Annotated in this window: 21 protein-coding genes; 13 read left to right on the top strand and 8 right to left on the bottom strand. The window is 71.2% G+C overall.

Annotation, left to right across the window (positions count from 1 at the left end; translation table 11 throughout):
* Window positions 1–123: 123 nt before the first annotated feature.
* On the bottom strand, window positions 124–2322 hold the full coding sequence (locus BWI15_RS25425) for a LamG-like jellyroll fold domain-containing protein (RefSeq protein ID WP_077016942.1): 2199 nt from the start codon (window positions 2320–2322) through the stop codon (window positions 124–126).
* Between the two features lie 220 nt (window positions 2323–2542).
* Between BWI15_RS25425 and BWI15_RS25420 the strand changes: the two genes are divergently transcribed.
* Together BWI15_RS25420 and BWI15_RS25415 are read left to right on the top strand one after the other, a co-directional pair.
* Window positions 2543–4168, top strand: a complete 1626-nt coding sequence (locus tag BWI15_RS25420) for a Wzz/FepE/Etk N-terminal domain-containing protein (RefSeq protein WP_077016941.1) — start codon at window positions 2543–2545, stop codon at window positions 4166–4168.
* Between the two features lie 10 nt (window positions 4169–4178).
* On the top strand, window positions 4179–5531 hold the full coding sequence (locus tag BWI15_RS25415) for a hypothetical protein (protein ID WP_077016940.1): 1353 nt from the start codon (window positions 4179–4181) through the stop codon (window positions 5529–5531).
* Window positions 5532–5724: 193 nt separating this feature from the next.
* Here the strand turns inward: BWI15_RS25415 and BWI15_RS25410 are convergent, their stop codons facing one another.
* Window positions 5725–6465: an SDR family oxidoreductase gene (locus BWI15_RS25410; protein WP_077016939.1), complete on the bottom strand. Its 741-nt coding sequence runs from the start codon at window positions 6463–6465 to the stop codon at window positions 5725–5727.
* Window positions 6466–6592: 127 nt separating this feature from the next.
* Here BWI15_RS25410 and BWI15_RS25405 point away from each other — a divergent pair, with 127 nt between their 5' ends.
* Window positions 6593–7429: a helix-turn-helix domain-containing protein gene (locus BWI15_RS25405; protein ID WP_077016938.1), complete on the top strand. Its 837-nt coding sequence runs from the start codon at window positions 6593–6595 to the stop codon at window positions 7427–7429.
* Here BWI15_RS25405 and BWI15_RS25400 read toward each other — a convergent pair.
* Window positions 7419–8930 carry a right-handed parallel beta-helix repeat-containing protein gene (locus tag BWI15_RS25400; protein ID WP_083750998.1) on the bottom strand — a complete coding sequence of 504 codons (1512 nt, stop codon included), beginning with the start codon at window positions 8928–8930 and terminating at the stop codon, window positions 7419–7421. The genes BWI15_RS25405 and BWI15_RS25400 overlap by 11 nt on opposite strands.
* Window positions 8931–9002: 72 nt before the next feature.
* Entirely contained in the window at window positions 9003–10409 is a 1407-nt protein-coding gene (gene uxaC / locus BWI15_RS25395) for a glucuronate isomerase (RefSeq protein ID WP_077016937.1), read from the bottom strand.
* Between the two features lie 148 nt (window positions 10410–10557).
* Between uxaC and BWI15_RS25390 the strand changes: the two genes are divergently transcribed.
* From BWI15_RS25390 to BWI15_RS25380, 3 genes are read left to right on the top strand one after another with little or no spacing between them, the layout of a single operon-like run.
* Window positions 10558–11541, top strand: a complete 984-nt coding sequence (locus BWI15_RS25390) for a LacI family DNA-binding transcriptional regulator (RefSeq protein ID WP_077017278.1) — start codon at window positions 10558–10560, stop codon at window positions 11539–11541.
* 40 nt (window positions 11542–11581) lie between these two features.
* Window positions 11582–12511 carry a sugar kinase gene (locus BWI15_RS25385; RefSeq protein WP_237771455.1) on the top strand — a complete coding sequence of 310 codons (930 nt, stop codon included), beginning with the start codon at window positions 11582–11584 and terminating at the stop codon, window positions 12509–12511.
* Window positions 12508–13902 (top strand): mannitol dehydrogenase family protein, encoded by a 1395-nt coding sequence (locus BWI15_RS25380; RefSeq protein ID WP_077016935.1) that lies wholly within the window; start codon window positions 12508–12510, stop codon window positions 13900–13902. The genes BWI15_RS25385 and BWI15_RS25380 overlap by 4 nt, the downstream gene beginning before the upstream one ends.
* An 11-nt stretch (window positions 13903–13913) precedes the next feature.
* On the opposite strand, the gene BWI15_RS25375 is transcribed toward BWI15_RS25380, so the two are convergent.
* Both BWI15_RS25375 and BWI15_RS25370 read right to left on the bottom strand, forming a co-directional pair.
* Window positions 13914–15635, bottom strand: a complete 1722-nt coding sequence (locus BWI15_RS25375) for a right-handed parallel beta-helix repeat-containing protein (protein ID WP_077016934.1) — start codon at window positions 15633–15635, stop codon at window positions 13914–13916.
* 176 nt (window positions 15636–15811) lie between these two features.
* Window positions 15812–17209, bottom strand: a complete 1398-nt coding sequence (locus tag BWI15_RS25370) for a right-handed parallel beta-helix repeat-containing protein (protein ID WP_237771454.1) — start codon at window positions 17207–17209, stop codon at window positions 15812–15814.
* Window positions 17210–17225: 16 nt separating this feature from the next.
* On the opposite strand from BWI15_RS25370, the gene BWI15_RS25365 reads away from it, so the two are divergent.
* The 6 genes from BWI15_RS25365 to BWI15_RS25340 all read left to right on the top strand — a co-directional run bounded on the left by BWI15_RS25365 (window position 17226) and on the right by BWI15_RS25340 (window position 21851).
* On the top strand, window positions 17226–17471 hold the full coding sequence (locus tag BWI15_RS25365) for a hypothetical protein (protein ID WP_077016933.1): 246 nt from the start codon (window positions 17226–17228) through the stop codon (window positions 17469–17471).
* A gap of 183 nt (window positions 17472–17654) precedes the next feature.
* On the top strand, window positions 17655–18836 hold the full coding sequence (locus BWI15_RS25360) for a glycosyltransferase family 4 protein (RefSeq protein WP_077016932.1): 1182 nt from the start codon (window positions 17655–17657) through the stop codon (window positions 18834–18836).
* Between the two features lie 174 nt (window positions 18837–19010).
* The gene (locus tag BWI15_RS25355; protein ID WP_083750997.1) at window positions 19011–19439 is read left to right on the top strand and encodes an adenylyltransferase/cytidyltransferase family protein; all 429 of its coding nucleotides are present in this window, start codon (window positions 19011–19013) and stop codon (window positions 19437–19439) included.
* Window positions 19436–20182, top strand: a complete 747-nt coding sequence (locus tag BWI15_RS25350; RefSeq protein ID WP_077016930.1) for a CDP-alcohol phosphatidyltransferase family protein — start codon at window positions 19436–19438, stop codon at window positions 20180–20182. The genes BWI15_RS25355 and BWI15_RS25350 overlap by 4 nt, the downstream gene beginning before the upstream one ends.
* Window positions 20182–20598: an adenylyltransferase/cytidyltransferase family protein gene (locus tag BWI15_RS25345; RefSeq protein WP_077016929.1), complete on the top strand. Its 417-nt coding sequence runs from the start codon at window positions 20182–20184 to the stop codon at window positions 20596–20598. Before BWI15_RS25350 ends, BWI15_RS25345 begins: the two co-directional genes overlap by 1 nt.
* A complete protein-coding gene (locus BWI15_RS25340; protein WP_083750996.1) occupies window positions 20595–21851 on the top strand; it encodes a glycosyltransferase in 1257 nt (418 codons plus the stop codon). The genes BWI15_RS25345 and BWI15_RS25340 overlap by 4 nt, the downstream gene beginning before the upstream one ends.
* Before the next feature lie 3 nt (window positions 21852–21854).
* On the opposite strand, the gene BWI15_RS25335 is transcribed toward BWI15_RS25340, so the two are convergent.
* Entirely contained in the window at window positions 21855–22502 is a 648-nt protein-coding gene (locus BWI15_RS25335) for a hypothetical protein (protein ID WP_077016928.1), read from the bottom strand.
* A 25-nt stretch (window positions 22503–22527) separates the two neighbouring features.
* Complete coding sequence (gene nadA / locus BWI15_RS25330; RefSeq protein ID WP_077016927.1) at window positions 22528–23709, bottom strand: quinolinate synthase NadA; 1182 nt, start codon at window positions 23707–23709, stop codon at window positions 22528–22530.
* Between the two features lie 113 nt (window positions 23710–23822).
* On the opposite strand from nadA, the gene BWI15_RS25325 reads away from it, so the two are divergent.
* Entirely contained in the window at window positions 23823–25055 is a 1233-nt protein-coding gene (locus BWI15_RS25325) for an NAD(P)/FAD-dependent oxidoreductase (protein ID WP_077016926.1), read from the top strand.
* The last annotated feature ends 1 nt before the right edge of the window (window position 25056 follow it).

The raw sequence follows: 25056 nt of genomic DNA, 5'->3' as shown, positions 1-25056 counted from the left end.
TCCTCAGAAAGCGGGCGGGCCTGTCTGTTGCAGCACGCGAAATCTAGCGGTGGTGGGAAGCCCCGTGGAAGGCGACCTCCCACCAGCGTTATCACGTTGTGCTATAGCAGGCTGACTGTCCGCTCAGCGTGCGTCGTAGTGCGCCTTGACCTGTACCGCGGTGAACGCGTACGGGTACACGGCCGCTTCGTCGATCGCCATCCCGGTCTGGGTGGCGCCGCCGCCGGACCAGTTGCTGGTGTTGTCGTAACCGACCCGCCACCAACCGTAGTACAACGCGGCCGTCCCGACGCTCTGGGTGCCGGCCAACACGCCGTCGACGTACAAGCTCATCGTGCCGTCGGCGTAGGTGCCGACCACGTGGTGCCACTGGTTGTCGTTCTTGTTCGACGCGCTGGTGAGCACGCGACGGGTGCCGTCGTTGACGCCGAAGCTGATCGCGCCGCTGCTGCGCATGTAGAGCATCCGGTCCCCGCCGTCGGCGCTGTTGCCGGTCTTGGAGTTGCCGAAGCCGATGATCCGGCCGCCGCGCAGGAAGCTCTGCTTCACCCACGCCTCGACGGTGAACTGCTGCGGCATGCTGTACGCCTTCTCGCCGACCATCCGGCCGGTGGAGCTGGTCGTGGCCGCCGTGTTGCCGGCGATCGCTCCCGGCGTGCCGAGCGTGATCCCGTTGTAGGTGCCGTTGTTGCTCTGGCCGGAGGAGTCCGCCGACGTGGTGGTGCCGGCGGCTTCACCGAGCCGCCAGTACGCCTGCGGGCCGTCGGCCTTCAGCAGTTCGTCGTACGCCGTGGAGGTCGTGCTCGCGACCGTGATCGGATCGGAGTAGTTGCCGCGCAGCGTCGTCGTACCGTCGGTCACCTCGACCCGGTAGTTGGTCACCTCGCCGGGCGTCGCCGCGGTGTCGGTGTAGTGCAGCCACGGCTTGTCCCACGGCGTCGACGTGGCGGTCCAGGTCGCGATCGTGGTGTTGGTGAAGCCCTTCAGCAGCCGGTAGGTCAGCGTGCTGTCGTCGTTGTCGACCACGGTCGGGAAGTGGATCTCCACCTGTCCGGGCCGCACGCTGTACGGCGTCAGCTTCGCGGGCTTGGCCGGAGCGGCGCCCGGGCCGGCGTTGGTGAACCGGGTCAGGCCCTGCTGGCCGACGCCGTTGCTGGTGGTGAAGTCGCCGCCGACCCACAGGTCGGAGCCGCCGGTGGCGAACGCCAGCGGGCCGACCTCGGTGGGCGGACCGGCGTTGGTGTTCGGGAACCAGGGACCGATGGTGCCGTCGGTGAGCGACTCGGTCAGCAGGAAGCGGTAGCCGAAGCCCTGCGGGAAGCCGCCCGCGCCGTTGTAGGCGCAGTCGTGGGCGTGCGAGCCCTTGTAGAGCCAGCCGTTGACGACCTTGACGGCCTCGGTGGCGCCCAGGCACTGGTTCTTCCAGATCAGCGCGCCGGTCGCGACGTCCGCGGCCCAGGTGCCGTCGAAGCAGCCGCCGCCGTCACCGCCGTTGCCGAAGTAGACCTTGTCGCCGCTGGCGTCGATCGTCTTCACCCGCGTGGTGCAGGAGCCGTTGGGCGGCGGGACCGCCGAGGCGGCCGGGAACGGCAGCACCGCGCCGGTCGCCGGGTCCAGGCTGGAGACGGTGTTCTGGTTGGTGCCGTTGACGGTGCTGAACTGGCCACCGGCGTAGAGCTTCGAGCCGTCGTCGGCCACGTCCACGGCGTACACGTCGCCGTTCACCGCAGGTGCCCAGGGCAACAAAGTGCCGAGGTCGGCGGAGACCGCGGCCAGCCGCAGCCGCTCCAGGCCGTTGACCAGGCCGAACGAGCCGCCGAAGTACACGGTGTTGCCGGAGACCGCGATCGTCTTGACCCGGTACGACACCGACGGCTTGAAGTTGCTGACCAGCTGGCCGGTGGCGGTGTCGAAGGCGGCGATCCGGTTGCGGGTCACGCCGTTGACCTGGGTGAAGTCGCCACCGACGTAGATCCGCGACCCGTCGGCCGATGCCGCGACGGCGTACACCTGGCCGTTCAGGACCGGGTTGAACGCGGCCACCAGGTCGCCGGTGGTGGCGTCGAAGGCGGCCAGGTAGGCCTGCCCGACCTCGTTGGTGCCCAGCGGCGAGCCCGGCGGGCGGACGCTGGTGAAGCGGCCGCCGGCGTACGCCTTGCCTGCCGCCACGGCGAGGCCCTGGACGCTGCCGTTGGTCTGCCAGACCGGACTGTGCTCGGCCGACAGCGACGCGCTGATGCTCTGGGCCGGCGTCGGCGCCAGCGCCCCGGCCAGCAGCACGCCGACCAGCACCAGGCGCGCGAACAGCCATCTCTTGTTCATACCGCGATGTCCCCCCTTGGACATGTACGCCGTGACGGCGCTGTGTGAAGTGCTTGGTCCCCCGGACCCCCGGGACGAGGGTAGGGCATCAGGGCGCCGAGTGGGCAGGGCCCGGTATCCTGTGCTGCGGCAGCAGCCGATCACCAAGCGTGACCAGACATGAGCCGGTTTTCGCGACGGCACGGACGCCGGGTGGTCGAGCAAGGAAGTGGGGGACCGGATGGAACCGGGCACAGTGGTCTGGCGCGACACCGCGCAGTCGTTGCTGCGGCACAAGTGGCTGATCCTCGGCTGCGTCCTGCTCGGCGTCGTCGGCGCCGCTGTCTTCTCGCTGTCCCAGACCGAGCGCTGGACGGCGTCCAGCCAGGTGGTGATCGGCCCGGCGGTGCCTCCGGCGCTGGTCGGCAAGCTGCCCACCGGCTCGGACAAGACCGGTCCGCTGGGCATGGATCTGCCCGCCGAGACGCAGGCCCGGGTGATGTCCAGCCCGGCGCTGCTGCGCGAGGTGGCCAAGTCGCTGGAGCTGCCGACCAGCGACGAGTCGGTGCAGTCGCTGGCCGCGGTCACCCGGGTCAAGGCGGTCACGGACAACGCGTACCTGATCATGATCGACGGCCCGACCGCCGACGAGGCGGTACGGCGAGCCAACGCGATCGCCCGGATCTACCTGGCCCAGCGCAGCAACGAGGCCAAGGCCCTGCTCACCACGTTGGCCGGGCAGGCCCAGGACCGGTCCCGGACGGCGACCGCCCAGTCGAAGAGCCTGGTCAGCCAGATCTCGGAGGCCATCGCCCGCGGCGACACCCAGACCGCGGCCGCGCTGCGCGACCAGCGGGTCGGCCTAGCCACGGAGGCCCGGCAGGCCGCCGACGACGCGTCCGCGATGCGCAAGGCGCTGTCCGGCGTCGGTGCGAGCAGCGAGCTGGTCACCCCGGCGACGAAGGAGTCGGCGACCTCGTCGCCGATCGTGTCCCGCGACATCCTGGTCGGCGGAATCCTCGGTCTGGTGCTCGGCTTCGGTCTGGCCCTGCTCAGCACACATCTCAGCCCGTTCGTGCTCACCCGTGACCAGGCTGCCCGGGCCGCCGGAGCGCCGGTGATCACCGCGGCACTCGGTCAGCGCCGGTTCTGGCGCCGGGCCGCGCCGCAGCTGCCGCCGTCCGAGCTCACCGCGCTGGGCGCAGAGGCGAGCGGTGCGCTGGCCCGCCGGGAGCTCAACCCGCGCGGCATCGGCGCGAGCGGCGCCGGCGCGCTGCTGGTCGTCTCCTCCTCGCCGACGCCGAACTCGGCCGGGATCGCGCTCGCGATGGCCGAGGCGAGCGCGCGCGACGGCCGCGAGACCCTGCTGGTGCTCGCCGACCTCGGCGGTACGCCGGTGCTGTCGCACGTCACCGACCACGAGGGCCTGACCGACCTGGTCGCCGAACCGGCTCCCACCCGCGCGGTCCGGGCCCGCAAGCTGTTCCGTCCCGGCACGGTCGCCGACCTCTACGTGCTGCCGCCGGGTCTGTCGAAGGACGAGACCGCCCTGGCCGTCGGCCCGTCGCTGGTGCCGGGCATCGTCGCCGACCTGCCGCCGGGCTACTCGGTCGTCATCCACGGCCCGGCCTCGGTCGGCCGGCACGGGATCACCCCGCTGGCCGCCGCGGTCGACGCCTCGATCCTGGTCGTCCAGGTCGGGCACGACAAGGACACCGACGTCAGCCGGCTGACCGCCGCGCTGGCGTTCGCCGGTGCGCCGGTGCTCGGCGTCGTCCTGATCGGCGCGTCGCCGCACGACGAAACGCTCGGCATCCCGCTGAACTTCAAGCCGGCCGACTCCTCGTCCACGCTGCCGATGCGCTGACGGTGCGGCGATGACCCTGACGGCGCCGGTGGTGCCGGGCACCACGGACGGCAAGGTGAGCGAGAAGCCGACGCTGTTCTGGATGATCCTGTGGTGCCTGCTGGTGCTCGGTGTCCAGCCGTGGTCGTCGCGAGCCGCCGCGCCGCAGGGGACCACCGGCTCGACGAACAGCTTGATGAAGGGCGCGCTGCTCGGCGCGATCTTCCTCGTCGTGCTGGCCGCCACCCGGCCCGGCTTCCGGACCCGGATCAGCCCGGTCACCAACCTGTACGTCGTCTACGTGCTGTTCGCCACCGCGACCGGCTTCCTGCTCGCCGATCCGACCGGACCGCTGCTGCGGCTGGCCCGGTTGATGATCGGCCTGATCCTGCTGTTCCTGCTCTGGCGACCGCTGATCCAGGTGCCCGAGCGGCTGATCCGTGCGCACCTGTGGGCGCACGCGCTGCTGGCCGCGACCGTGGTGCTGAGCGTGATCTACGTGCCCGAACAGGCCTGGCGGCCGCTGTCCTCGTTCGGTACGGGCTTCCGCCTGCAAGGCGTCATCATCCCGATGCTGCCGCCCCGCGTCGGCGAGGTCGGCGCGATCATGCTCGGCCTGGCGATCGTCGCGCTGGTCGCCCGGAAGCTGTCGTTCATCCCGGCCACCGCGCTGATCGGCGCGGGCCTGGTCCTGGTCGCGCTGAGCCGGACCCGTACGGCGGCCGCGGCCATCGCGTTCGGGCTGGTCCTCGCCCTGCTGCTGACCCGCAAGACCTGGGTCGGCCGGATCCTGACTCTCGGCGTACCAGGGCTGGTCGGGCTGATGTTCCTGGTGGTGCCGTCGCTGCACACATGGTTGCTGCGCGGCCAGGGGACCCGGCAGATCACCTCGCTCAGCGGCCGGACCACCAGCTGGCAGTACGTGCTGGACGAGGAGGTCTCGCTGCAGACCGCCATCATCGGCCACGGCCTGGGCAACAAACGCGTCCTGCTGCGCCGCGGTGAGGGCGACATCGACGTGATGGCGATCGACAACAGCTGGCTCGGCCTGTACTGGGAGACCGGGCTGCTCGCCGTCACGATCGTCGGCATCGCGATGATCGTCGCCTGGATCTCCGTGCTGCGCGCGCCCACGCCGTACGTGAAGGCCTGCGGCGCTGTGCTGCTCGGCTATGTCTCGGTCGCCTCGCTGAACGAGAGCGGCCTGTCCGACCTGAGCTCGATGACGCTGCACCTGCTGGTCGCGGCGGCGGTCTGCGACTCCGACCGACTACGCCAGCGGTCGAGAGCCGCCGCCCAGCAGAAACCGTACGAGCCACTGCCGCTGCTGCTGCCGGTTCAGCAGCAGTCCAGGGCGCGGAAGCCGGGGAACCGCCCGCGCTGAGCCAGGCCGGGCTCTCCGCTTCCGCCGGGCTCTCCGCTTCCGCCGGGCTGCGCCCCGGGCTCTCCCGGTCCCGCCGGGCTGCGCCCGGGCCCTCCGGTCCCGCCGGGGCAGCGCCCCGGGCCCTGCCCCGGCCGCTCTGCGGCCGCCCCTTCCGCCCGCGGCCCGCGGTCGCGGACCGCGCCCCGGCGATCGTTCAGCGTTGCCGGGCGGGGCGGATGACCATCTCGTTGACGTCGACGCCCGCCGGCTGCTCGACGGCGTACGCGATGGCTTCCGCGATCGCCGACGCCGGGATCGACTCGGCCCGGTACGTCTCCATCGCCTGCTGCGCGCCGGGATCGCTGATCGTCGTCGCGAGCTCGGACTCGACCACGCCGGGGGAGATGGTGGTGACCCGGATCGACGGGTCGACCTCGAGCCGCAGGCCCTCGGTGATCGCCCAGGCGGCGTACTTGGTGCCGCAGTAGACCGCGGCGCTCGGGCTGACCTGGTGGGCGCCGATCGAGGCGACGGTGACGAAATGGCCGCTGCCCTGGCGCTGGAAGACCGGCAGCGCGGCGGCGATGCCGTGCAGCAGGCCGCGCACGTTGACGTCGATCATCCGGTCCCACTCGTCGACCAGCAGCCGGTCCAGCCTCGACAGCGGCATCACGCCGGCGTTGTTCACGATCACGTCGGCCCGGCCGTGCCGCTCGACCGCGGCGGCGACGAACGCCTCGACGTCGGCACGATCTGTCACGTCGAGCGCGCGGCCCTCGATGCTGCCGCCCGCGGCGCGGACCTTGTCCACTAGGTCGGCGATCCGGTCGGCCCGGCGAGCGCCGGCCACGACGTGGTGGCCGATCGCGGCCAGGTGCTCGGCGACGGCGGCGCCGATGCCGCTGCTGGCGCCGGTCACCAGGACGACCTTCGGTTCTGGGGTGGTGGTGTTCATCGGGTTCTCCTGAGTTCGTCGGGGTCACCACCGATCCTCAGGCGTTCGAACGGCGCCCGGGAGACCGCCGGGTTCCTGGGAGTGCTGCTACCAGGCACGCCGGCCGGACCGCTCGTAGGCTGATCGCATGGCATCGACACCGTTGGGCGACTACCTGCGCAGTCGTCGCGCGCTCGTCTCACCGCAGAGTGCGGGACTGGCGTCCAGCGGGCTGCGCCGGGTGCAGGGACTCCGGCGCGAGGAGGTCAGCCTGCTGGCCGGTATGAGCGTCGACTACTACGTCCGCCTGGAGCAGGGCCGCGAGAGCAACCCGTCCGCGCAGGTGCTCGACGCGCTGGCGGCGGTACTCCGGCTGGACGAAGACGGCCGGCTGCACCTGTTCCGCCTGGCCGGGCTCGCTCCCCGCCCGCGCTCAGCCGTGGTCACCGACCGGGTCGACCCGAACCTGCTGCAGCTGATGGATGCCTGGCCCGACAACCCGGCGCTGGTCTGCAACCGGGCGTACGACCTGCTGGCGAGCAACGCGATCGCCGACGCGCTGTTCGGCGGTTACTCCGGCAACATGATGGAGCTGATCTTCCTCGAGCCGCGGGCACGCCGCTTGTACGCCGACTGGCCGACCGTCGCGGTCAACTCGGTCGCCGGCTTCCGGCTCGGGCACGGCGAGGCACCCGACGACCCGCGGGTCCGGGCGGTGCTGGCGACGTTGCTGGAGCGCAGCGAGGACTTCCGGCGGCTGTGGCAGCGGCACGACGCGCGCGGCAAAACGCTGGAGACGAAGCGGTTCGTGCATCCGTCGGTCGGCGAACTGACGTTGCGGATGCAGGCGTTCGACGTACGGTCGGCGCCGGGCCAGGAGCTGGTCGTGTATCACGCCGAGCCCGGCTCGAGCAGCGCCGAAGCCCTTCGCCTGCTGGGCACCCTGGCCGCCACCGCGGCTCAGGAGCAGGCTTCTACCCCGTGACGCTGTCCGTGTCGAAACCGGCGGCCTGCCACTGCTCCCAGGTCATCGTCGCGCCTTTGTAGGCGAAGCGTTCCGCGCCGCGGTCGCCGATCCGGTAGGTGTTGCGGCGGAACTGGACCGAGGCCGGCGCGGGGGAGTCCTTGTTCTCCACGACGCCGGTGCTCGCGGTCTGCTCGTCCATCACGACCTGGTTGCCCTCGATCAGGACGTCGCGCAGCACGTACCGGCCGCGCGGACCCTCGCCGCGGGTACGGGACTGGACCGAGATGCCGTTGCGGTTGGCGCGGACCAGGTTGCCGACGACCTTCACGTCGGCGGACGTGTTCACGTTGATGCCGCCGCCGTCCCACAGGCTCGGCCCGGAGCCCCGCCCGGTGCCGAAACCGTTGTTCTCCACCACGTTCGCCTCGATCACGCCGTTGTAGCTGATCTCGTAGCGGATCCCGTCGGCGGCGTTGTCGCGGATCCGGTTCGCGCTGATCCGCCGGTCGTACTCGGCGATGTCGCTCCACATCCCGATCCCGCGGTTGGCGACCAGGTCGTTGCCGGTCACCTCGCCGGACGACCGGGTCGACTTGATCCCGCCGGACTCCCAGTCGGCGATCCAGAAGCCGTCGGTGTTGTTGCGGGTGATCAGGTTCTCGACGATCCGGCCCTCGGCCGACCGGAACTGCCCGACGCCGAGCTGCCCGTTGTCGGCCACGGTGTTGCGGCGCACGGTGGCACGGTCGCCCTCGATCACCATGATGCCGACGGCGTGGTTCCAGCGGACCTCGTTCGCCTCCACGGTCCAGTCGGTGCCGGCCTGGACGGCGCCGCCCTGTGGCCGGCTGGCGAAGTGCTCGACGGTCAGGCCGCGCACGGTCACCCGCGGCGCGGACTTCTCGATCGCGGTCTCGGTCCTCGACATCTCGATCCGGCGCCCGGCCGGGTCGTCGGCGACGTACACCGCGTTGGCCGTGTAGTCGCCGTAGAACGTGCCGGGCCGCAATGCCGCGCGGCTCATCACCCGGGTCAAATGCTTGCCGTCGGCAAACAACTGCTCACCGCGCTGACAGGGCTTGGTGCGCTCGTCCTCGCACCGCCCTTTCAGCTTGTACGGCGCGGGCAGCACGCCACGGACGACCCAGTGCTGCCCGTCGCGCTGCCAGTCGGTCAGCGTGACCGAGCCGGTGAGCACCGCGCCCTCGTCACTGGCCAGCGTCGAGCCTTCGGTCGGGCGGATCGCGCGGGTGATCCGGTGCAGCCCCTTGGCGAAGCAGAAGGTGGAGCCCGGTGGGTTCTGGTCGATCACCTGCTGCGGGTCCTGACCCGGTGCGATCCGGATGCCGTCGCAGGCGGGCGCCGTACTGGGACCTGTCGCGCCGAGCTTCGTGGTGGCCGCAGCCGGGAGAGCGGCCGGCGTCGGCTTCGGCTGAGGCTCAGATGCCGCCTCCGGCGCGGTATCGGTGCAGCCGACCAGCAGACCGAAGGCGAGCACAACCCCGGCGACGCGTTTCATCCATCCCCCAACACCCCAGCAGCAAGTCGCCCAACTGTAGTGCTACGGGTCAGCCACTCCCACCCCACCCAATCAGCTCAGGTACGTCGTGCGGGCCAGGTTGTAGGCGAGGTCCTGGGCGATCTGGAAGGCGTCGTCCTCCTCCAGCCGGTGCTGGACGACCAGACCGGCCAGGTAGCCCGCGTCGACGCGCCGGGCCAGGTCGTGCCGGGCCGGGATCGACAGGAACGCGCGGGTGTCGTCGACGAAGCCCGAGGTGTTGTAGAAGCCGGCCGTCTCGGTCACCAGCTCGCGGAACCGGCGCATGCCGTCCGGGCTGTCCAGGAACCACCACGGCGCGCCCAGCCGGACACTCGGGTAGACCCCGGCCAGCGGCGCGAGCTCCCGCGAGTACGTCGTCTCGTCGACGGTGAACAGCACCATCCGGAACCCCTCCGCGTGCCCGAACCGCTCGAGCACCGGCCGCAGCGACCGGGTGAACTCGGTCGCCACCGGGATGTCGTGCCCCTGGTCCGGCCCGTACGTCGCGTGGATCCCCGGGTGGTGATCACGCAGTACGCCGGGGTGGAGCTGCATGACCAGGCCGTCCTCGGCGGACATCGCGGCCATCTGGAACAGCATGTTGCCCGCGAAGGCCTGCGCGTCCTCCGGCGTCACCTGGCCGCGCAGCGCGCCGGCGTAGATCCGCTCGGCCTCGGCGTCGGTGAGCGGCGTCGCGTCCGCGCTGAGGTGACCGTGGTCGGTGGCCCGGGCGCCGGCCTCGATGAAAACCTGCCGCCGCTGCCGGAGCGCCTGCAGGAACCCGGCGTACGACGTGGTGTCGGTGCCGGCGCGCTCGCCGAGCAGGGTGATCAGGTCGCTCCAGCCGGGCCGGTCGACATGGACGACGGCGTCGGGGCGCAGGGTCGGGACGACGCGGCCGGGCAGGTCGGCGGCGATCTTCGCGTGCGGGGCGAGGTCGTCGGTGGCGGCGTCGGTGGTGGACAGCAGCTCGATGTTGAACGTGTCGAGCAGCGCGCGCGGGCGGAACTCCGGCGCGGCCAGGCGGGCGGAGATCTCGTCGTACAGCTGATCGGCGGTCTCGGCGGACGGCGCGACGGTCAGCCCGAGCACTTCGGCGAACTCGTGCTCGAGCCAGTAGCGGCTCGGCGTACCGGCGAACAGGTGCCAGTGCGAGCAGAACTCACGCCAGATCTCGCGCGGCTCGGCGGTCGTCGTGCCGTCGCGGCGGGGGAGGCCGAGGCGGTCGGGGGAGACGCCCTGGGAGATCAGCATGCGGGTGACGTAGTGGTCCGGTACGACGAGGAGCTCGGCCGGGTTGCCGAAGGGCTGGTCGCCGGCGAACAGCTCGGCGTCCACGTGACCGTGCAGGCAGAGCAGCGGCAGATCCTTCGTGGAGGCGTGGATCCGGCGGGCGAGCTCACGCGCCTCGCCGGCCGGGAGCGCACGGTCCGGATGGGGCTGCAGGGCCTTCGGCATTCGTTTCCTCCAGAGCGTGGACTGCAACGGCACTGCAAAGGATTGCAGTAGGCTCTGGGAAGCACAAGAGCGAGAGCTGTTGACAGCAGCTTGCAACCGATTGCACACTCGGCGGACGCTGGATCCGGGTCTGAGGTGGGAGGTGCACGTGGCGGCGACCCTTCGCGATGTCGCGCGGCTGGCCGGGGTGTCGACCTCGACCGTGTCCCGTGCGCTGTCGCTGCCCGACCTGGTCAATCCCGCGACCCGCGCGCGGGTCCGCTCGGCCGCCGACAGCCTCGGCTACGAACCGAACAAGGCCGCCCGCGGTCTGATCACCGGGCGGACCGGGAACCTCGGGCTGGTGCTGCCGGATCTCGGCAACCCGTTCTTCCCCAGTGTGGTGAAGGGTGTGCAGGCGCGGGCCCGGGCCGCCGACGTCGCCGTGTTCGTCGCTGACACCGACGAGGACGTCGCCGCCGAGATGGGCTTGATCCGGGCACTGGCCCAGCAGGTCGACGGCCTGGTCCTCTGCTCTCCCCGCGCCGAGGGCGACGACCTGAAGGCGATCGCCGCCGACACCACCGTCGTCCTGCTCAACCGCTTGGTGGACGATCTGCCGGCGGTGGTGTTCGACCACGAGGACGGCATGCGCCAAGCCGTCGCCCATCTCGCCGCCCTGGGCCACCGTCGCATCGCCTGGGTCGGTGGGCCGGCCGCTTCGTGGTCCAGTGACCAGCGCGGCCAGGGGTTGTCGCAGGCCTCCGCCGATCACGGCGTCGAGCTGATCGAGGTCGGCCACTTCCCGCCGCACTACGACGGCGGCATGGCCGCGGCCGACCAGGTCGTCGCCACCGGCGCCACGGCGGTGATCGCCTACAACGACCTGGTCGCGATCGGCCTGCTGGCCCGCCTGCACGCGCGCGGCATCGCCGTCCCCGAGCGGATCAGCGTGGTCGGCATCGACGACATCGCCATGGCCGCGATGGCCCGTCCCGCCCTCACCACCATCCGCCTGCCCAAGGAACAAGCCGGCCGTCTTGCCGTCGAACTCCTGCTCACCCTGCTCGACAGCCCCGCCACCACCCCCGAACGCCGAACCCTGCAAGGCGACCTGATGGTCCGAGCCTCCACCGCCGAGCCCCCGCGATGACCCGCCCCCGCCCCATTGTCCGAAGGGTTTGCTGATGGTGATGCCTGATGTGCTGGTGCTGGGGGAGATCCTCGTGGAGCTCAGCTCGACCGAGCCCCTGGACGCCGGCACGCACCTGACGCTCAACTTCTCCGGCGACGCGCTCAACGCCGCCGCGGCGTCAGCCGCCGCCGGAGCCAGGACCGCCCTGCTCGCCCGAGTTCCCGACGACGAGCTCGGCGACCGCCTGCTCGAGCGAGTGGTTGCCCTGGGCATCGACACCTCGCTGGTCCGCCGGGTCGAGGGCCAGCACGGGATCTACCTCCAGCACGCCGACCCGTCCGGCGCCCGCGAGTTCACCTACGTACGCCGAGGCAGCGCCGGCTCCGGCCTCGGCCCCGGCGACGTACCGGTCGACCTGGTCGCCGAAGTCGGCGCGGTCCTGGCCAGCGGCATCGCCTGCGCGATCTCCCCGCTGTCCGCGAAGGCCGTCCGGGTCGCCGCCCAGCACAGCAAGTGCTTCGTCTACGACCCGAACTGGCGCCCCCGCCTGGTCTCCGCCGCCGGCGCCGCCGACCACCTGCGCGCCGTCGCGCCGTACACGCGGCTGATCACCCCGGGCTGGCCCCGCGAGGCCCAGCTCGTCGCCGACACGGACGACCCGGTGGAAGCCTGTACGACGCTGCGCGCGCTCGGCATCCAGGCCGTCGCGCTGACCCGCGGCGAGGACGGCATCCTCTTGGACGACGGTGGCCGGCTCACCGACGTACCGGTGATTCCCGCGCCGCGGGTGGTCGACCAGACCGGAGCCGGCGACTCGTTCGCCGGCACGGTCACCGCCCGGCTGGCCCTCGGCGACCAGCTCTTGGATGCCGTCCGGCTGGGTGTTGCAGCAGCTTCCCTGTCCGTCGGCGGTCTCGGCGGCACGGGCCATGTCCCCACGTTGAGTCAAATTCAGGCCCACGCCGCCACGACGGAGGTCACCGCATGAACCGCCCCGATTCGACCCGCCTGAGCCTGACCAACCTCCCCACCAAACCCGCGGTCGACCCGAACGAGCTGACCGTCGGCATCGTCCATCTCGGCCTCGGCGCGTTCCACCGGGCGCACCAGGCGGTCTTCACCGAGCGAGCGGCGCAGCTCACGGGTGAGACCCGCTGGGGCATCACGGGCGTGAGCCAGCGGTCGGCCGCCGTACGGGAGCAGCTCGCGCCGCAGGACGGCCTGTACGCCGTCCTGACGCGCGGCACCGACTCCACCTCGATCGACGTGATCGGCAGCATCCGGGAGGTGCTGACCGCGCCGGAGGACCCGGACGCGGTGGTCGCCCGGATCGCCGATCCGCGCGTGTCCGTCGTGACCTTGACCGTGACCGAGAAGGGCTACCGCGCGGCGAACGGTGGGCTGGATCTGTCCGACCCGGAGATCCAGGCGGACCTCGCGGGCCGCCCGCCGCGCACCGTGGTCGGGCAGCTCGCGGCCGGGCTCGCGCGACGTTCCGGCGAGGCGCTGACGATCGTCTCTTGCGACAACCTCGTTGCCAACGGCCCGTTCCTGCAGCGGCTCGTGCGCCAGTACGCCGACGCGGCGGGGCTGGGCGGCGAGCAGTTCGAGTCGGCGGCGTTCCCGGCGAGCATGGTCGACCGGATCGTGCCGGCCACGACGGACGCCGACCGGGACGAGGCCGCGCGGCTGCTCGGCGTACGGGACGAGGCGGTGGTGGTCGCCGAGCCGTTCCTGCAGTGGATCATCGAGGACCACTTCGCCGGCGCCCGTCCCGCGTGGGACGCGGCCGGTGCCGTCCTCACGGCGGACGTCGCGCCCTGGGAGCAGGCCAAGCTCCGGATGCTCAACGCGACCCACTCGATGCTCGCCTACCTCGGCGCGCTGCGCGGCTACGAGACCATCGCCGAGGCGGTCCGCGACGACGAACTCGCCGCGGCGGCACGCGAACTGCTCAGCGCCGACGTCGGCCCCACGCTCACCCCGCCCGACGGTCTCGACCTCACGGCGTACGGCGAATCGGTGCTCGACCGGTTCGCGAACCCGGCGCTCAAGCACCGCACCACCCAGGTCGCCATGGACGGCTCGGTCAAACTCCCGGTTCGCCTGCTCGGCACCGTCCAGGACCGCCTCACCGCCGGCGCCGAACCCCACTCGGCCAGCCTCGCCGTCGCGGCGTGGATGGTCTACGTCGCCCGCGCCACCACCGTCGACGACCCCCAGGCCGACCGCCTGAAGGCAGCGACCGCCGACGCCACGACGCCGACCGCGCTGGTCGACGCGCTGCTCGCGGTGGACACCGTCTTCCCCGAGGACCTGCGGGAGAACGACACCTTCCGCGCCCTGCTGGTCGACCACGTCAGCACACTCACCCGCTGACGGAACCGCTCTCAGCCGGTGGTGAACTGGCTTTCGGTGTCGAAGCCCGCCTTCTGCCACTCGGTCGCGCTGAACCACTGCCCGAACTTCTGGAAGCGGTCCGCGGTCAGACTGTCCAGCGTGTAGTTGTTGCCCTTGAGCACGACCTCGCCGGTCGGGATCGCGGCGCCGGAGTTCTGCACCATGCCGGTCGCCGCCGTGCCGACCTTCATCGTCACCTTGTTGCCGGTGACGACGACGTCCCGCAGCAGGTTCAGGCCCCACGGGCCGTTGCCGCGGGTGCGGGACTGGATCGAGATGCCGTTCACGTTGTCCGCGACGGTGTTGTTGCGAACCGTCACGTTCGACGACGTGTTGACGTTGATCCCGCCGCCGTCCCACAGCGACCGGCCCGAACCGCGTCCGGTGCCGAGGCCGTTGCCGGTGATCGTGTTGTTCTCGATCACGCCGTTGCGGCCGATCTCGTACCGGATCCCGTCGGCGGCGTTGTCGACGATCCGGTTGTCGCTGAACGTGCGCCCGTCGTCGTAGGCGTCGCTCCACAGCCCGACGCCGAGATTGGCCTTGATCAGGTTGCCGCGGACCGAGCCGCCGTTGGACCAGGTGGTCTTGATGCCACCGGACTCCCAGTCGGCGATCCAGAAGCCGTCGGTGTTGTTGCCGCTGACCTGGTTGTCCGCGATGGTGCCGTTGGTGGTGCTGTACTGCCCGACGCCGAGCTGCCCGTTGAAGCGGATCAGGTTGCGCTCCAGCGTGGCGCCGTCGGCGTTGACCAGCATCGCGCCGACCGCGTGGTTCCAGCGGATGTCGTTCGCGAACACGTGCCAGCCACCGCTCAGCACCACCGCGCCGGCCTGCGGCGCCGAGGCGAAGTGCTCGATGGTCAGCCCGCGCACGGTGACGCCGGTCTGGCCGCCGTCGATCGCGGTCGGCGTCTTCGACATCTCGACCGCACGCCCGGCCGGGTTGTCCCCGATCCAGACCGCGTTGTGCTCGTAGTCGCCGTAGAAGGTGCCGGGTACGACCTGCTCACGGGACGCGACCCGCTTCAGGTGCTTGCCGTCGACGAACACCTGCTCGCGCAGGTGGCAGATGTTGGTGACGTTGTCCTCGCACTGCCCGATCTGGCGGTAGGGCTCCGGCAGCACGTCCTTGACGACCCAGTCGCCGCCGTTCGCGGTCCACCCGGTCAGCGGGACCGACCCGGTCAGTACGGCGCCCTGGTCGCTGCCGAGCGTCTGCTTGGCCTTCGGTCGCAGCGGCCGGTCGATCCGGTGCAGCCCGGCGGCGAAGCAGATCGTGCCGCCGGCCGGGGTGCTGTCCACCACGTCGGCGGCGTTGTCGGTCGGCTTGACCAGGACACCGGAGCACGCCGGAGCCGCGGACGGACCCGGCTTCACCGGAGTGCCGGGCGTGGGCGTGGGGGTAGGGGTCGGCGACGGGGAGGGCGTGGTGGCCTGGATCGAGGGCCGCCGGATGGTCGGGATCGTGATCGTCGGCCGCTCGACGGTCGGCAGCGTGAACGTGGGGCTCGGCGGCGGAGTCGTGACGTCCGGGCGCTGCGTCGATGCGGGCACCACGGTGGGCTGCGGCGGCGTGGGAGCCGGCCCGTACGGCGCGGCGGCGAGCGACGCGGACGGTGTGGTGGTGGCCGGCGTGGTCAGGCCTACGGCCGCGACCACGGTCGCGGTTCCGAGCGTCGTCGCGGCGAGCGTTGTCACCAGTTTGTTCATCTGGTCGGCCTCCGGGGCATGACTGTTCCATCGGCACCCCCCGGTGCAACTACACCGGCAGACTAATACCCCGCGTGGCCTTCGCGACACATTCTGTTGCGTTTTGCCCCTATGAAGTTGCCTGAGGCGTGTACTCGGTTGCGCGGCGCAAGCATTTCCGCGCCGCGACACGCCGGTCAGCCGGCCAGGAAGCTCCCCGCGGTGTCGTGGCCGGCGGCGCGCCAGCCCTCGGCGGTCAGCTTGGCGCCGAACCGGCCGAACCGCTGCGCGGCGAGCCGGTCCAGCTGGTACCGGTTCCCGCTGAACACCAGCTCGCCGGCCGGTACCTCGGCGCCGGAGTTCTGCACCATGCCGGTCGCCTGCGTGCCGCCGGTCATGCCCACGGTGTTCCCGGTGACGTGCACGTCGCGCAGCAGGTACCGGCCCCACGGACCGTCGCCCCGGGTCCGGGACTGGATCGCGATCCCGTTCACATTGCCGATCACGGTGTTGCCGCGCACCGTCACGTTCGACGAGGTGTTCACGTTGATGCCGCCGCCGTCCCACAGCGACGTCCCGGAGCCACGGCCGGTGCCGAAGCCGTTGCCGGTGATCGTGTTGTGCTCGATCGTGCCGTTGCGGCTGATCTCGAACCGGATCCCGTCCGCGGCGTTGCCGACGATCCGGTTGCCGCTGATCAGCCGGCCGTCGTCGGCGACGTCGGCCCACAGCCCGACGCCCAGGTTGGCCTGGATCAGGTTGCCGCTGACGGTGCCCGACGAGCGGGTCGACTTCATCCCGCCGGACTCCCAGTCGGCGATCCAGAAGCCGTCGGTGTTGTTGTGGCTGATCACGTTCCGGGTGACGTTCGCGTTCGCCGAGCTGTACTGGCCGAGGCCGAGCTGGCCGTTGTGGTGCACCAGGTTGCGCTCGATCCGGGCGTCGTCGGCGTTCACCAGCATCAGTCCGACCGACTTGTTCCAGCGGACCTCGTTGGCGCGGACCGTCCAGCCCGGCCCGGAGACCAGCGCGCCGGCCTGGGCCGCGCTCGCGAAGTGCTCGACGGTCAGCCCGCGGACGGTCACGCCGGGCTGGTTCGACTCGATCGCGGTCGCGGTCTTCGCCATTTCCACCGACCGGCCGGCCGGGTCACTGCCCAGATAGATCGCGTCGGCGGCGTAGTCGGCGTAGAAGGTGCCGGCCTCGACCGCGCTCTGCGAAGCGACCCGGGTCAGGTGCTTGCCGTCCAGGAAGAGCTGCTCACGCAGGCTGCAGATGTTCGCGGTGTTGTCCTCGCACTGCCCCGCCTTGCCGTACGCCGGCGGCAGCGCGCCGCGGGTCACCCAGACCGCGCCCGAGCGGGTCCAGCTGGTCAGCGGCACGGAGCCGGTGAGCACGGCGCGGTCGTCGCTGGCGATCGTCTGGTTGGCCTTCGGGCGGATCGTCTGACCGATCCGGTGCAGCCCCGCCGCGAAGCAGAACGTCGTACCGGCCGGGTGGGCGTTGACGACCGACTGGGCGTCCTGGCCCGGCTCGATCGTGACGCCGCTGCACGGTCCCGCGAACGCCGGTCCGGCGCTGTCCTCGCCGGGCACCGGGACGGGCTTGCCGGTGGTCGTCGCCGTGGGCTCCGAAGGCGTCGGCGTACTGGCGGGGGCCGACGGCGTGGGCTTGGTCGGCGGTACGACGGTCGGCGGCGGGCTGGTCGCCGGGCCCGGTGGCCGGGTCGTGGCGGGCGGGGGCGGAACCGCGGTCGGCTTCCGCGTCGGTCGCTGCGAGGGAAGGATTCCCGTGCCGCCGCCGGCGTTCTCGTCGGTGGCGCGTAACTTTCCCGCGGTCGCCGCGTTTTTCTGGTGAGAGACGACGGGGTAGGCGACTGCACCGGCAGCCAGGGCGGTGGCGACAACACCAGCGAGCAGCAGCCGCTTGGACGACGTCCTTCTCAAAGCACCCTCCGGGTGATCGGCGCGCGGTACAACTTCCCCCGGGTGCGGCCCCACGAACCAGTTGTCACCACCGCGACACATCTAAGGTGGTGCCATGCGGGTCGCCATGTTGCACAACCGTTATCGTTCCGGTCAACCCAGTGGCGAGAACACGGTCGTCGATCAAACAGCTGATTTTCTGCGTAGCTCAGGACATAGCGTCGAGCTGTACGAGCAGCACAGCGACACGATCGCGACGATGCCGGGCAAAGATCGCGCGCTGTTACCGTTCCGCTCCGTCTGGTCATTTTCGGCCGAACGCGATTTGACGTTCCGCTTACAGCAACGGCGTCCGGACATCGTGCATGTGCACAACACCTTTCCGTTGTGGAGCCCGTCGGTACTGCGCGCCACCCGGAAGGCGGACCTGCCGGTCGTCGCCACCCTGCACAACTTCCGCCTGATGTGCGCGAACGCCGTACTGCAGCGCGACGGGCGCCCGTGTGAGTCCTGCGTCGGCAAGATCCCGTGGCGCGGGGTGGTGCACGGCTGCTACCGCGAGTCGACCGTGCAGAGTCTTCCGCTGGTCGCCGGAATCACCGCCCACCAGGGCCTGCGCACCTGGCAGCGGTACGTCACGACGCTGATCGCGCCATCGGAGTTCGTCCGCTCCCGGTACGTCGCCGGCGGATTCCCGGCGGACAAGATCGTCGTCAAACCGCATGCCGTCGCGTTCGCCGGGCAGGTCCGGACCGGTCCCGGCGAGGCCGTCGTCTTTCTCGGCCGGCTCACCGAGGACAAGGGGTTCGCCGATCTGCTCGAGGCCTGGGACTCCTCCCTGGGGCAGTTGGTCGTCGTCGGCGACGGGCCGTTGCGCGCGGCGGCCGACGCCCGCGCCGCGGTCGATCCGTCCGTGCGGGTGCTCGGGGCGTTGCCGTGGGCCGAAAGCATGGACGTCGTCCGCACCGCGCGCGCCGTCGTCGTACCGGCACGGTCGTACGAGACCTTCGGGCTCGTCGTGGTGGAGGCGTTCGCGCACGGCGTGCCGGTGGTCGCGTCCCGGATCGGCGCGCTGGCCGAGCTCGTCGAGGACGGCGTGACCGGTGCGCTGGCCGAGCCGGGTGATCCGGTCTCGTTGCGATCGGCATTGCGGTTGGTCACTGATCCGGTGACTTCGGTAACCTGCGGCGAGCGGGCCCGCCAGGTCTATCTGAAGCGCTTCACCCCGGAGCGCGATCTGGCGGCCACGGAGAGGATCTACGCCGATGCGATCGCGCGGCACGCGGCCGACCAGTGAAGCGGCCGCCTGCCCCAGGAGTACCTGCCGGAGCAGCGATCGCCGAGCGCCCCGGGTCCTGGGCCGGAACCGATCACGCGGTATAAAGTGCGCGCAGGCGTGGGGGGTCACGTCGACCGCCGGCGGGAACCGGCGGCGGGAAGAGTCCGCGAAGGCTCAGTGGGGGAGCGCAGGGTGCCGCAACGCATCGGTTATCTGACCGGGGTCTTCGACCTGTTCCACGTCGGTCATCTCGACGTGCTCGAACAGGCCCGGCAGCAGTGCGACCGGCTCGTGGTCGGCGTGCTCACCGACGACTGGGCGCTGGAGGCCTGGGGTGCACGGCCGTTCGTGCCGGTGGTCGAGCGGGCGCAGATCCTCGAGCAGCTGCGCTGCGTGGACGAGGTGGTCGTGGTGAACGGCGTCGAGGCCGACTGGCTGACCGGAGTCCTGGGGGTAGGGACCGTGTTCGCCGCTGACGGGACCGACGGAGTGCTGGCCGCTGACGAGCTGGACGAGGTTCCCGCCGATCTGATCAGCGAGCTGCCCAGCCGTCGCGCTTCCCGCAGCCAGATCCTGCGCGCCGCGATCGACCAGCGGCAGTCGCGCAGTTCGGTCGCATGAGCCGCCGGTCCTACGGCGACGTGGTCGCCGAACTCGTGCGCGCACAGAAGCCGTCCGCCGGTACGCCGGTGTACTCGCGCTTCGTGAACCGCAAGCTGGGCCGCTACCTGGCCGCCGGTGCCTTCCTGCTCAACCGGACGCCCAACCAGGTCAGCCTGACCAGCGGCTTGTGCTCGCTGATCGGCATCGTGCTGATCGCGACGATCGAGCCGAGCGTGCCGCTGGCGCTGGTGGTCACCGCGCTGCTGGTGCTCGGCTACGCGCTCGACTCGGCCGACGGCCAGCTGGCCCGGCTGCGTGGCGGTGGCTCGCCGCTCGGCGAGTGGCTGGACCACATGATCGACTGCGTGAAGATCGCGCTGCTGCACTCGGCGGTGCTCATCTCGCTCTACCGCTTCGATGCCTTCAGCAACGAACTCGTCCTGCTGGTCCCACTGGCGTACCTGTGCGTGTCGGCGGTGATGTTCTTCGGGCTGATCCTGATCGACCAGCTGCGCCGCCGGCACGGAGCCTCGACCGCCAACGCGCGCGGCGACTCGGTGCTGAAGTCGCTGGTGATCGCACCGACCGACTACGGGATCCTCTGCCTGGTCTTCCTCACCTTCGGCCGGCCCACACTGTTCACCGCTCTGTACGGGCTGATGCTGCTGGCGAACCTGCTGTTCCTGCTGGCCGCGATCGCGAAGTGGTACCGGGAGATGGCGGCGCTGCAGCCGGCCCCGGCCGCGCGGGTGCAGGGCTGATGGGTGTCGTCGGCTACGCCCCGGGCGTCTACGACATGTTCCACATCGGGCACCTGAACATCCTGCGCCGGGCCCGGGAGCACTGCGACCACCTGATCGCGGGCGTCGTCGAGGACGACGTCGTGGCCCGGATCAAGGGCCGGCCGCCCGTCGTACCGCACGACGAGCGGATGGAGGTCGTGCGTGCGATCGGCATCGTCGACGAGGTGGTCGAGGACTGGTCCAGCGACAAGTTCGAGATGTGGAAGCAGTTGCGCTACGACGTGCTGTTCAAGGGTGACGACTGGAAGGGCACCGAGAAGGGGATGCGGCTGGAGAAGCTGCTCGGCGAGGTCGGGGCCCGGGTGCACTACTTCCCGTACACCGCGTCGACCTCCAGCACGGACCTGCGCAGACTGCTGGAGGGGACGCTGTGACCGATCCGGCGACGAATCCCGCAAGTGGCACCGGGACGGATCCGGTCCCGGCCGGTGGCCGCCCGGCGCGGCGAAAGATCCTGGTCAGCGCGTACGCCTGCCGGCCCAAGGGCGGGTCGGAGCCGGGCGCGGGCTGGGCGTGGGCCAAGGCGGCCGCGCAGGACCATGACGTCTGGCTGCTGACCCGCGGCAAGTTCGCGCACGAGATCGCCGAGGAGCTGGCGGTCCGGCCGGTGCCGGGGCTGACCGTCGTACCGCTGGAGCTGTCGAAGTTCCTGCTCAAACTGCGGCGGCGGCCCGCGGACGTGTACTGGTACTACCCGCTGTGGCAGCGCAAGGCCGGGCGGACGGCGGAGCGGCTGCACCGCGAGCAGTCCTTCGACGTCATCCACCACCTCACGTTCGCGGTCGACTGGATGCCGGCGGGCGTCGTGCGGCGGACGACGGCGAAGGTGATCTGGGGGCCGATCGGTGGATCGACCGCCGTGCCGTTGTCGATGGCGCACTGGCTGGGCGCCAAAGGTCTGATCGGGGAGCTGGTCCGGCGCGCGTGGACCGGGGTCGCCCGGCGACTGATCGGCCGGCAGCTGGCGCAGCAGGCCGACCTGGTCGTTGCCCAGAACAACGACGTGGCCGAGGTCTTCGGTCCGCACGCCCACGAGATCGTCGTCCAGCCGAACGTCGCGATCCGGCGCTTCGCCAGTGCCTCCGGCCCGTACGAGCCGTTCGGTGGGCCCGGGGTGAAGACGGCGCTGTTCGTCGGCCGGCTGATCCCGTGGAAGGGCTTGCTGCTCGCGATCAGCGCGCTGGCGCGACCCGAGGCGGCGGGCTGGGAGCTCCGGGTCGTCGGCGACGGCCCCGACTGGCGCCGCGCCGAACGCCTCGCCGAGCAGCTGGGCGTCCGCGACCGCGTCGAGTTCACCGGTCAGCTTCCGCGAGAAGACGTCCTGGCCGCGCTGCTGCGCGCCGACGCCCTGCTGGCTCCCGCTCTGCGCGAGGCCGCCGGCTGGGCCGTCACCGAAGCCCTCGCCAGCGGCTGCCCGGTCGTCTGCGTCGACCGCGGCGGCCCGTCCGTCATCGTCGGCCCTGACGAAGGCGTCGTCGTCGACTGGCGTGGGGATGTCGTCGGCGGACTCGCCAAGGGCCTCGCGTCGCTGAAGGGCCGGATCACCCCGGTCGACCGCTGGGGACCGGACCGCCTGCCTGCGCTGCTCGCCCGTTGGTACGCCGACGCGCGGGTCACCAACCCCTGAGCGTCAGAGGGACTCCGGCTCGGCCATGACCGCGAGCCCGGCGGCCGCGGCGAGTCGGCGGGCGAGTTCGACGTCGTCCCGCCGAGTCTCGACGTACGCCCGGAAGCCGGTCGGTCCGGGGTAGAGGTCCCAGAGCGTCGAGGCGTTGACGGCCAAGGCGACTCCGGCGTGCTTGGACTCGCCCCGGAAGCCCGGAGCGGGCGGCCACCAGCAGTCGGTCCAGTACACCAACGTCCGCGCGGGCGCGGGTGGGATCAGGTCCCAGGAGAAGTCGCTCGGCGGCAGCTCTGTGACGTACACGCGGACGGGAAAGGGTGGCAGCGTGGAGAGTCGGTCGAGCGCGGCCGTGTCGGTCGGGTGTACCCAGAGGTGAACCCCGTCGGGACCGTCCACACCGGCGCGCGACCGTCCGTCGGCGACCAGCAGGTGCTCGATCTCCACTGCGGTTGCCGGAGGCAACAGCATCTCGGCCGCCGTGCGGTCGGCAGTTGCCACAGACAACCACTGCGCGAGCGCGTGGGTGTCGGTCTCGCACTCGACGTCGACCAGCACCTGGTCCGCGCCGTTGAGCGCGAGCAGGCGGTCGACCGGGCCGACCGCGTCGAGCAGGTCGGTCCCGGTCGCCACCAGGTGGTACGAGGAGTCGCTCACGCTGCGATCGTATCGGCGGAGTTCCTCAGTCGCGCGCGGTTTTGCCCGGCAGGGCGAGCATGCGGTCGAGCGCGATCTTGGCGTAGTGCTCGGTGTCGGCGTCGACCTTGATCGGGTTGACGACGTGGCCGGCGACCAGGTTCTCCAGGGTCCAGACGAAGTGCGGCAGGTCGATGCGGTTCATCGTCGCGCAGTAGCAGACGGTCTTGTCGAGGAAGACGATGTTCTTGTCGGCGTGCTGCTTGGCCAGCCGCTGGACCAGGTTCAGCTCGGTGCCGACCGCCCACGACGTACCGGGCTCGGCCTCGTCCAGGACCTTGATGATGTACTCGGTCGATCCGACCAGGTCGGCCTTGGTGACGACCTCGTGGCGGCACTCGGGGTGGACCAGGACCTTCACCCCGGGGACCCGCGCACGGACGTCGTCGACGGACTCGGGCGTGAACCGGCCGTGCACCGAGCAGTGCCCGCGCCACAGGATCATCTTCGCGTCGGCGAGCTGCTGCTTGGTCAGGCCGCCGCCCGGCTTGTGCGGGTCGTACACGACGCACTCGTCCAGGCTGATGCCCATCTTCAGCACCGCGGTGTTGCGGCCGAGGTGCTGGTCGGGCAGAAACAGCACCTTTTCGCCCTGCTGGAAGGCCCAGTCGAGCGCCACGTCGGCGTTGCTCGACGTACAGACCGCGCCGCCGTTGCGGCCGCAGAACGCCTTGATGTCGGCGCTGGAGTTCATGTAGGTGACCGGCACGGTGACGTCCGCGACGCCGGCGTCGGCCAGGGCGTCCCAGGCCGCCTCGACCTGCTGGATCCGGGCCATGTCGGCCATCGAGCAGCCGGCCGCCAGGTCGGGCAGGATCACCGTCTGGTTGTCGTTGGTGAGGATGTCGGCGGACTCGGCCATGAAGTGCACACCGCAGAACACGATGTACGGCGCGTCCGGCCGGTTCGCCGCGTCCCGGGCCAGCTTGAACGAGTCACCGGTGACGTCCGCGAACTGGATCACCTCGTCGCGCTGGTAGTGGTGACCGAGCACGAACACCTGGTCACCGAGCGCGGCCTTGGCCTTCTGCGCCCGCTCGACCAGGTCCGGGTCGGAGGCCGGCGGCAGCGCCCCCGGGCACTCGACCCCACGCTCGGAGTGCGGGTCGGTGTCGCGGCCCAGGAACAGCAGCGGAAGAGATTTCGCGCCTTCGGCAATCGTCGTCACGTCAACATCGTCGCACGCTTGGGCCGCCGGACCGCGTGGTCCACGTCACTGCCCAGAATGCGAAACCCGCGAACCTCCCCGCGCCTGGTGGTCGCCTGTGCAAGCATCGGGAGATGGCAGACGTCATCGTCGTCGGAGCCGGACTCGCCGGGCTGAACTGCGCCCTCACGCTGCAGCAGTGCGGATTGGAAGTCACGGTGCTGGAGGCCGGCGACGCGGTCGGCGGGCGGGTGCGCACAGACGCCATCGACGGCTACCTCTGCGATCGCGGCTTCCAGCTGCTCAACCCCGCCTATCCCGCCGTACGCCGGTACGTCGACCTGGCCGCGCTCGACCTCCATTCGTTCGCCGCAGGAGTCGCGGTGGCGGGTGCTGCCGGTACGACGGTCGTCGCGGATCCGCGACGTAGCCCGGGCCTGATCGGCCGGTCGCTGGCGAGCGGCTATGTGCAGCCCAAGGAGTTGACCCGGCTCGCTGCCTGGGCCGCGCCGGCGCTCGGGCCGGTCCACCGCCTGCTCGCCGACGCGGAGCGAGGAGATCTGACGCTGCGGGAGTCGTTCGACCGGGCGGGTGTGGAGGGACGGGTACGGCGGGAGATCCTCGAGCCGTTCCTTGCCGGGGTGCTGGCGGAGGACGACGGGTCGAGTTCGGCGGCATTCGTGCGGCTGCTGGTGCGGAGCTTCCTGCTCGGGACACCGGCACTGCCTGGGGGCGGGATGCGGGCGTTGCCCGAGCAGCTGGCGGGGCGGCTTCGGGACTCGGTGCGGCTGGGAGTCGGAGCGACGGCGGTCCGGCCGGTCGACGGGGAAGTGGTGGTCGGGACCGGCGAGGGCGAGCTGCGGGCCAGGGCCGTGGTGGTGGCCACGGATCCGTCGTCGGCGGCCGACCTCGTGCGGGTGCGGGCGCCGCGGATGAAAGGGCTGAGCACGTACTGGTACGCGACCGACGAGCCACCGCGCACCGACAAGCTGCTGGTGGTCGACGGCCGGCGGGACGGGCCGGTGGTCAACACCGCCGTGATGTCGAACGTCGCGCCGTCGTACGCGCCGCCGGGCCGGCATCTGATCCAGGCGACCACGCTCTGGCCGGCCGAGGCGGTCGAGAGTGACGTGCGGATCCAGCTGACCCGGATGTACGGGCGATCGGCCGGCGCGTGGGAGCTCGTCGTACGGCACGACATCGCGGAAGCCCTGCCGCACCAGCCGCCGCCGCTCGACGTCCGGCACCCGGTCGACCTCGGCGAGGGGCGCTTCGTCGCGGGCGACCACCGGGACACCGCCTCGCTGCAGGGTGCCCTAGTCTCTGGCCGGCGGGCGGCGAACGCCGTCACCGCGTACCTGGCGTAGT

Origin of the sequence: Kribbella sp. ALI-6-A (assembly GCF_001984195.1) — a bacterium.
Classification (GTDB): domain Bacteria; phylum Actinomycetota; class Actinomycetes; order Propionibacteriales; family Kribbellaceae; genus Kribbella.
The sequence above is the reverse complement of the archived record's forward strand: the minus strand, read 5'-3'. Positions and strand labels throughout refer to the sequence as shown.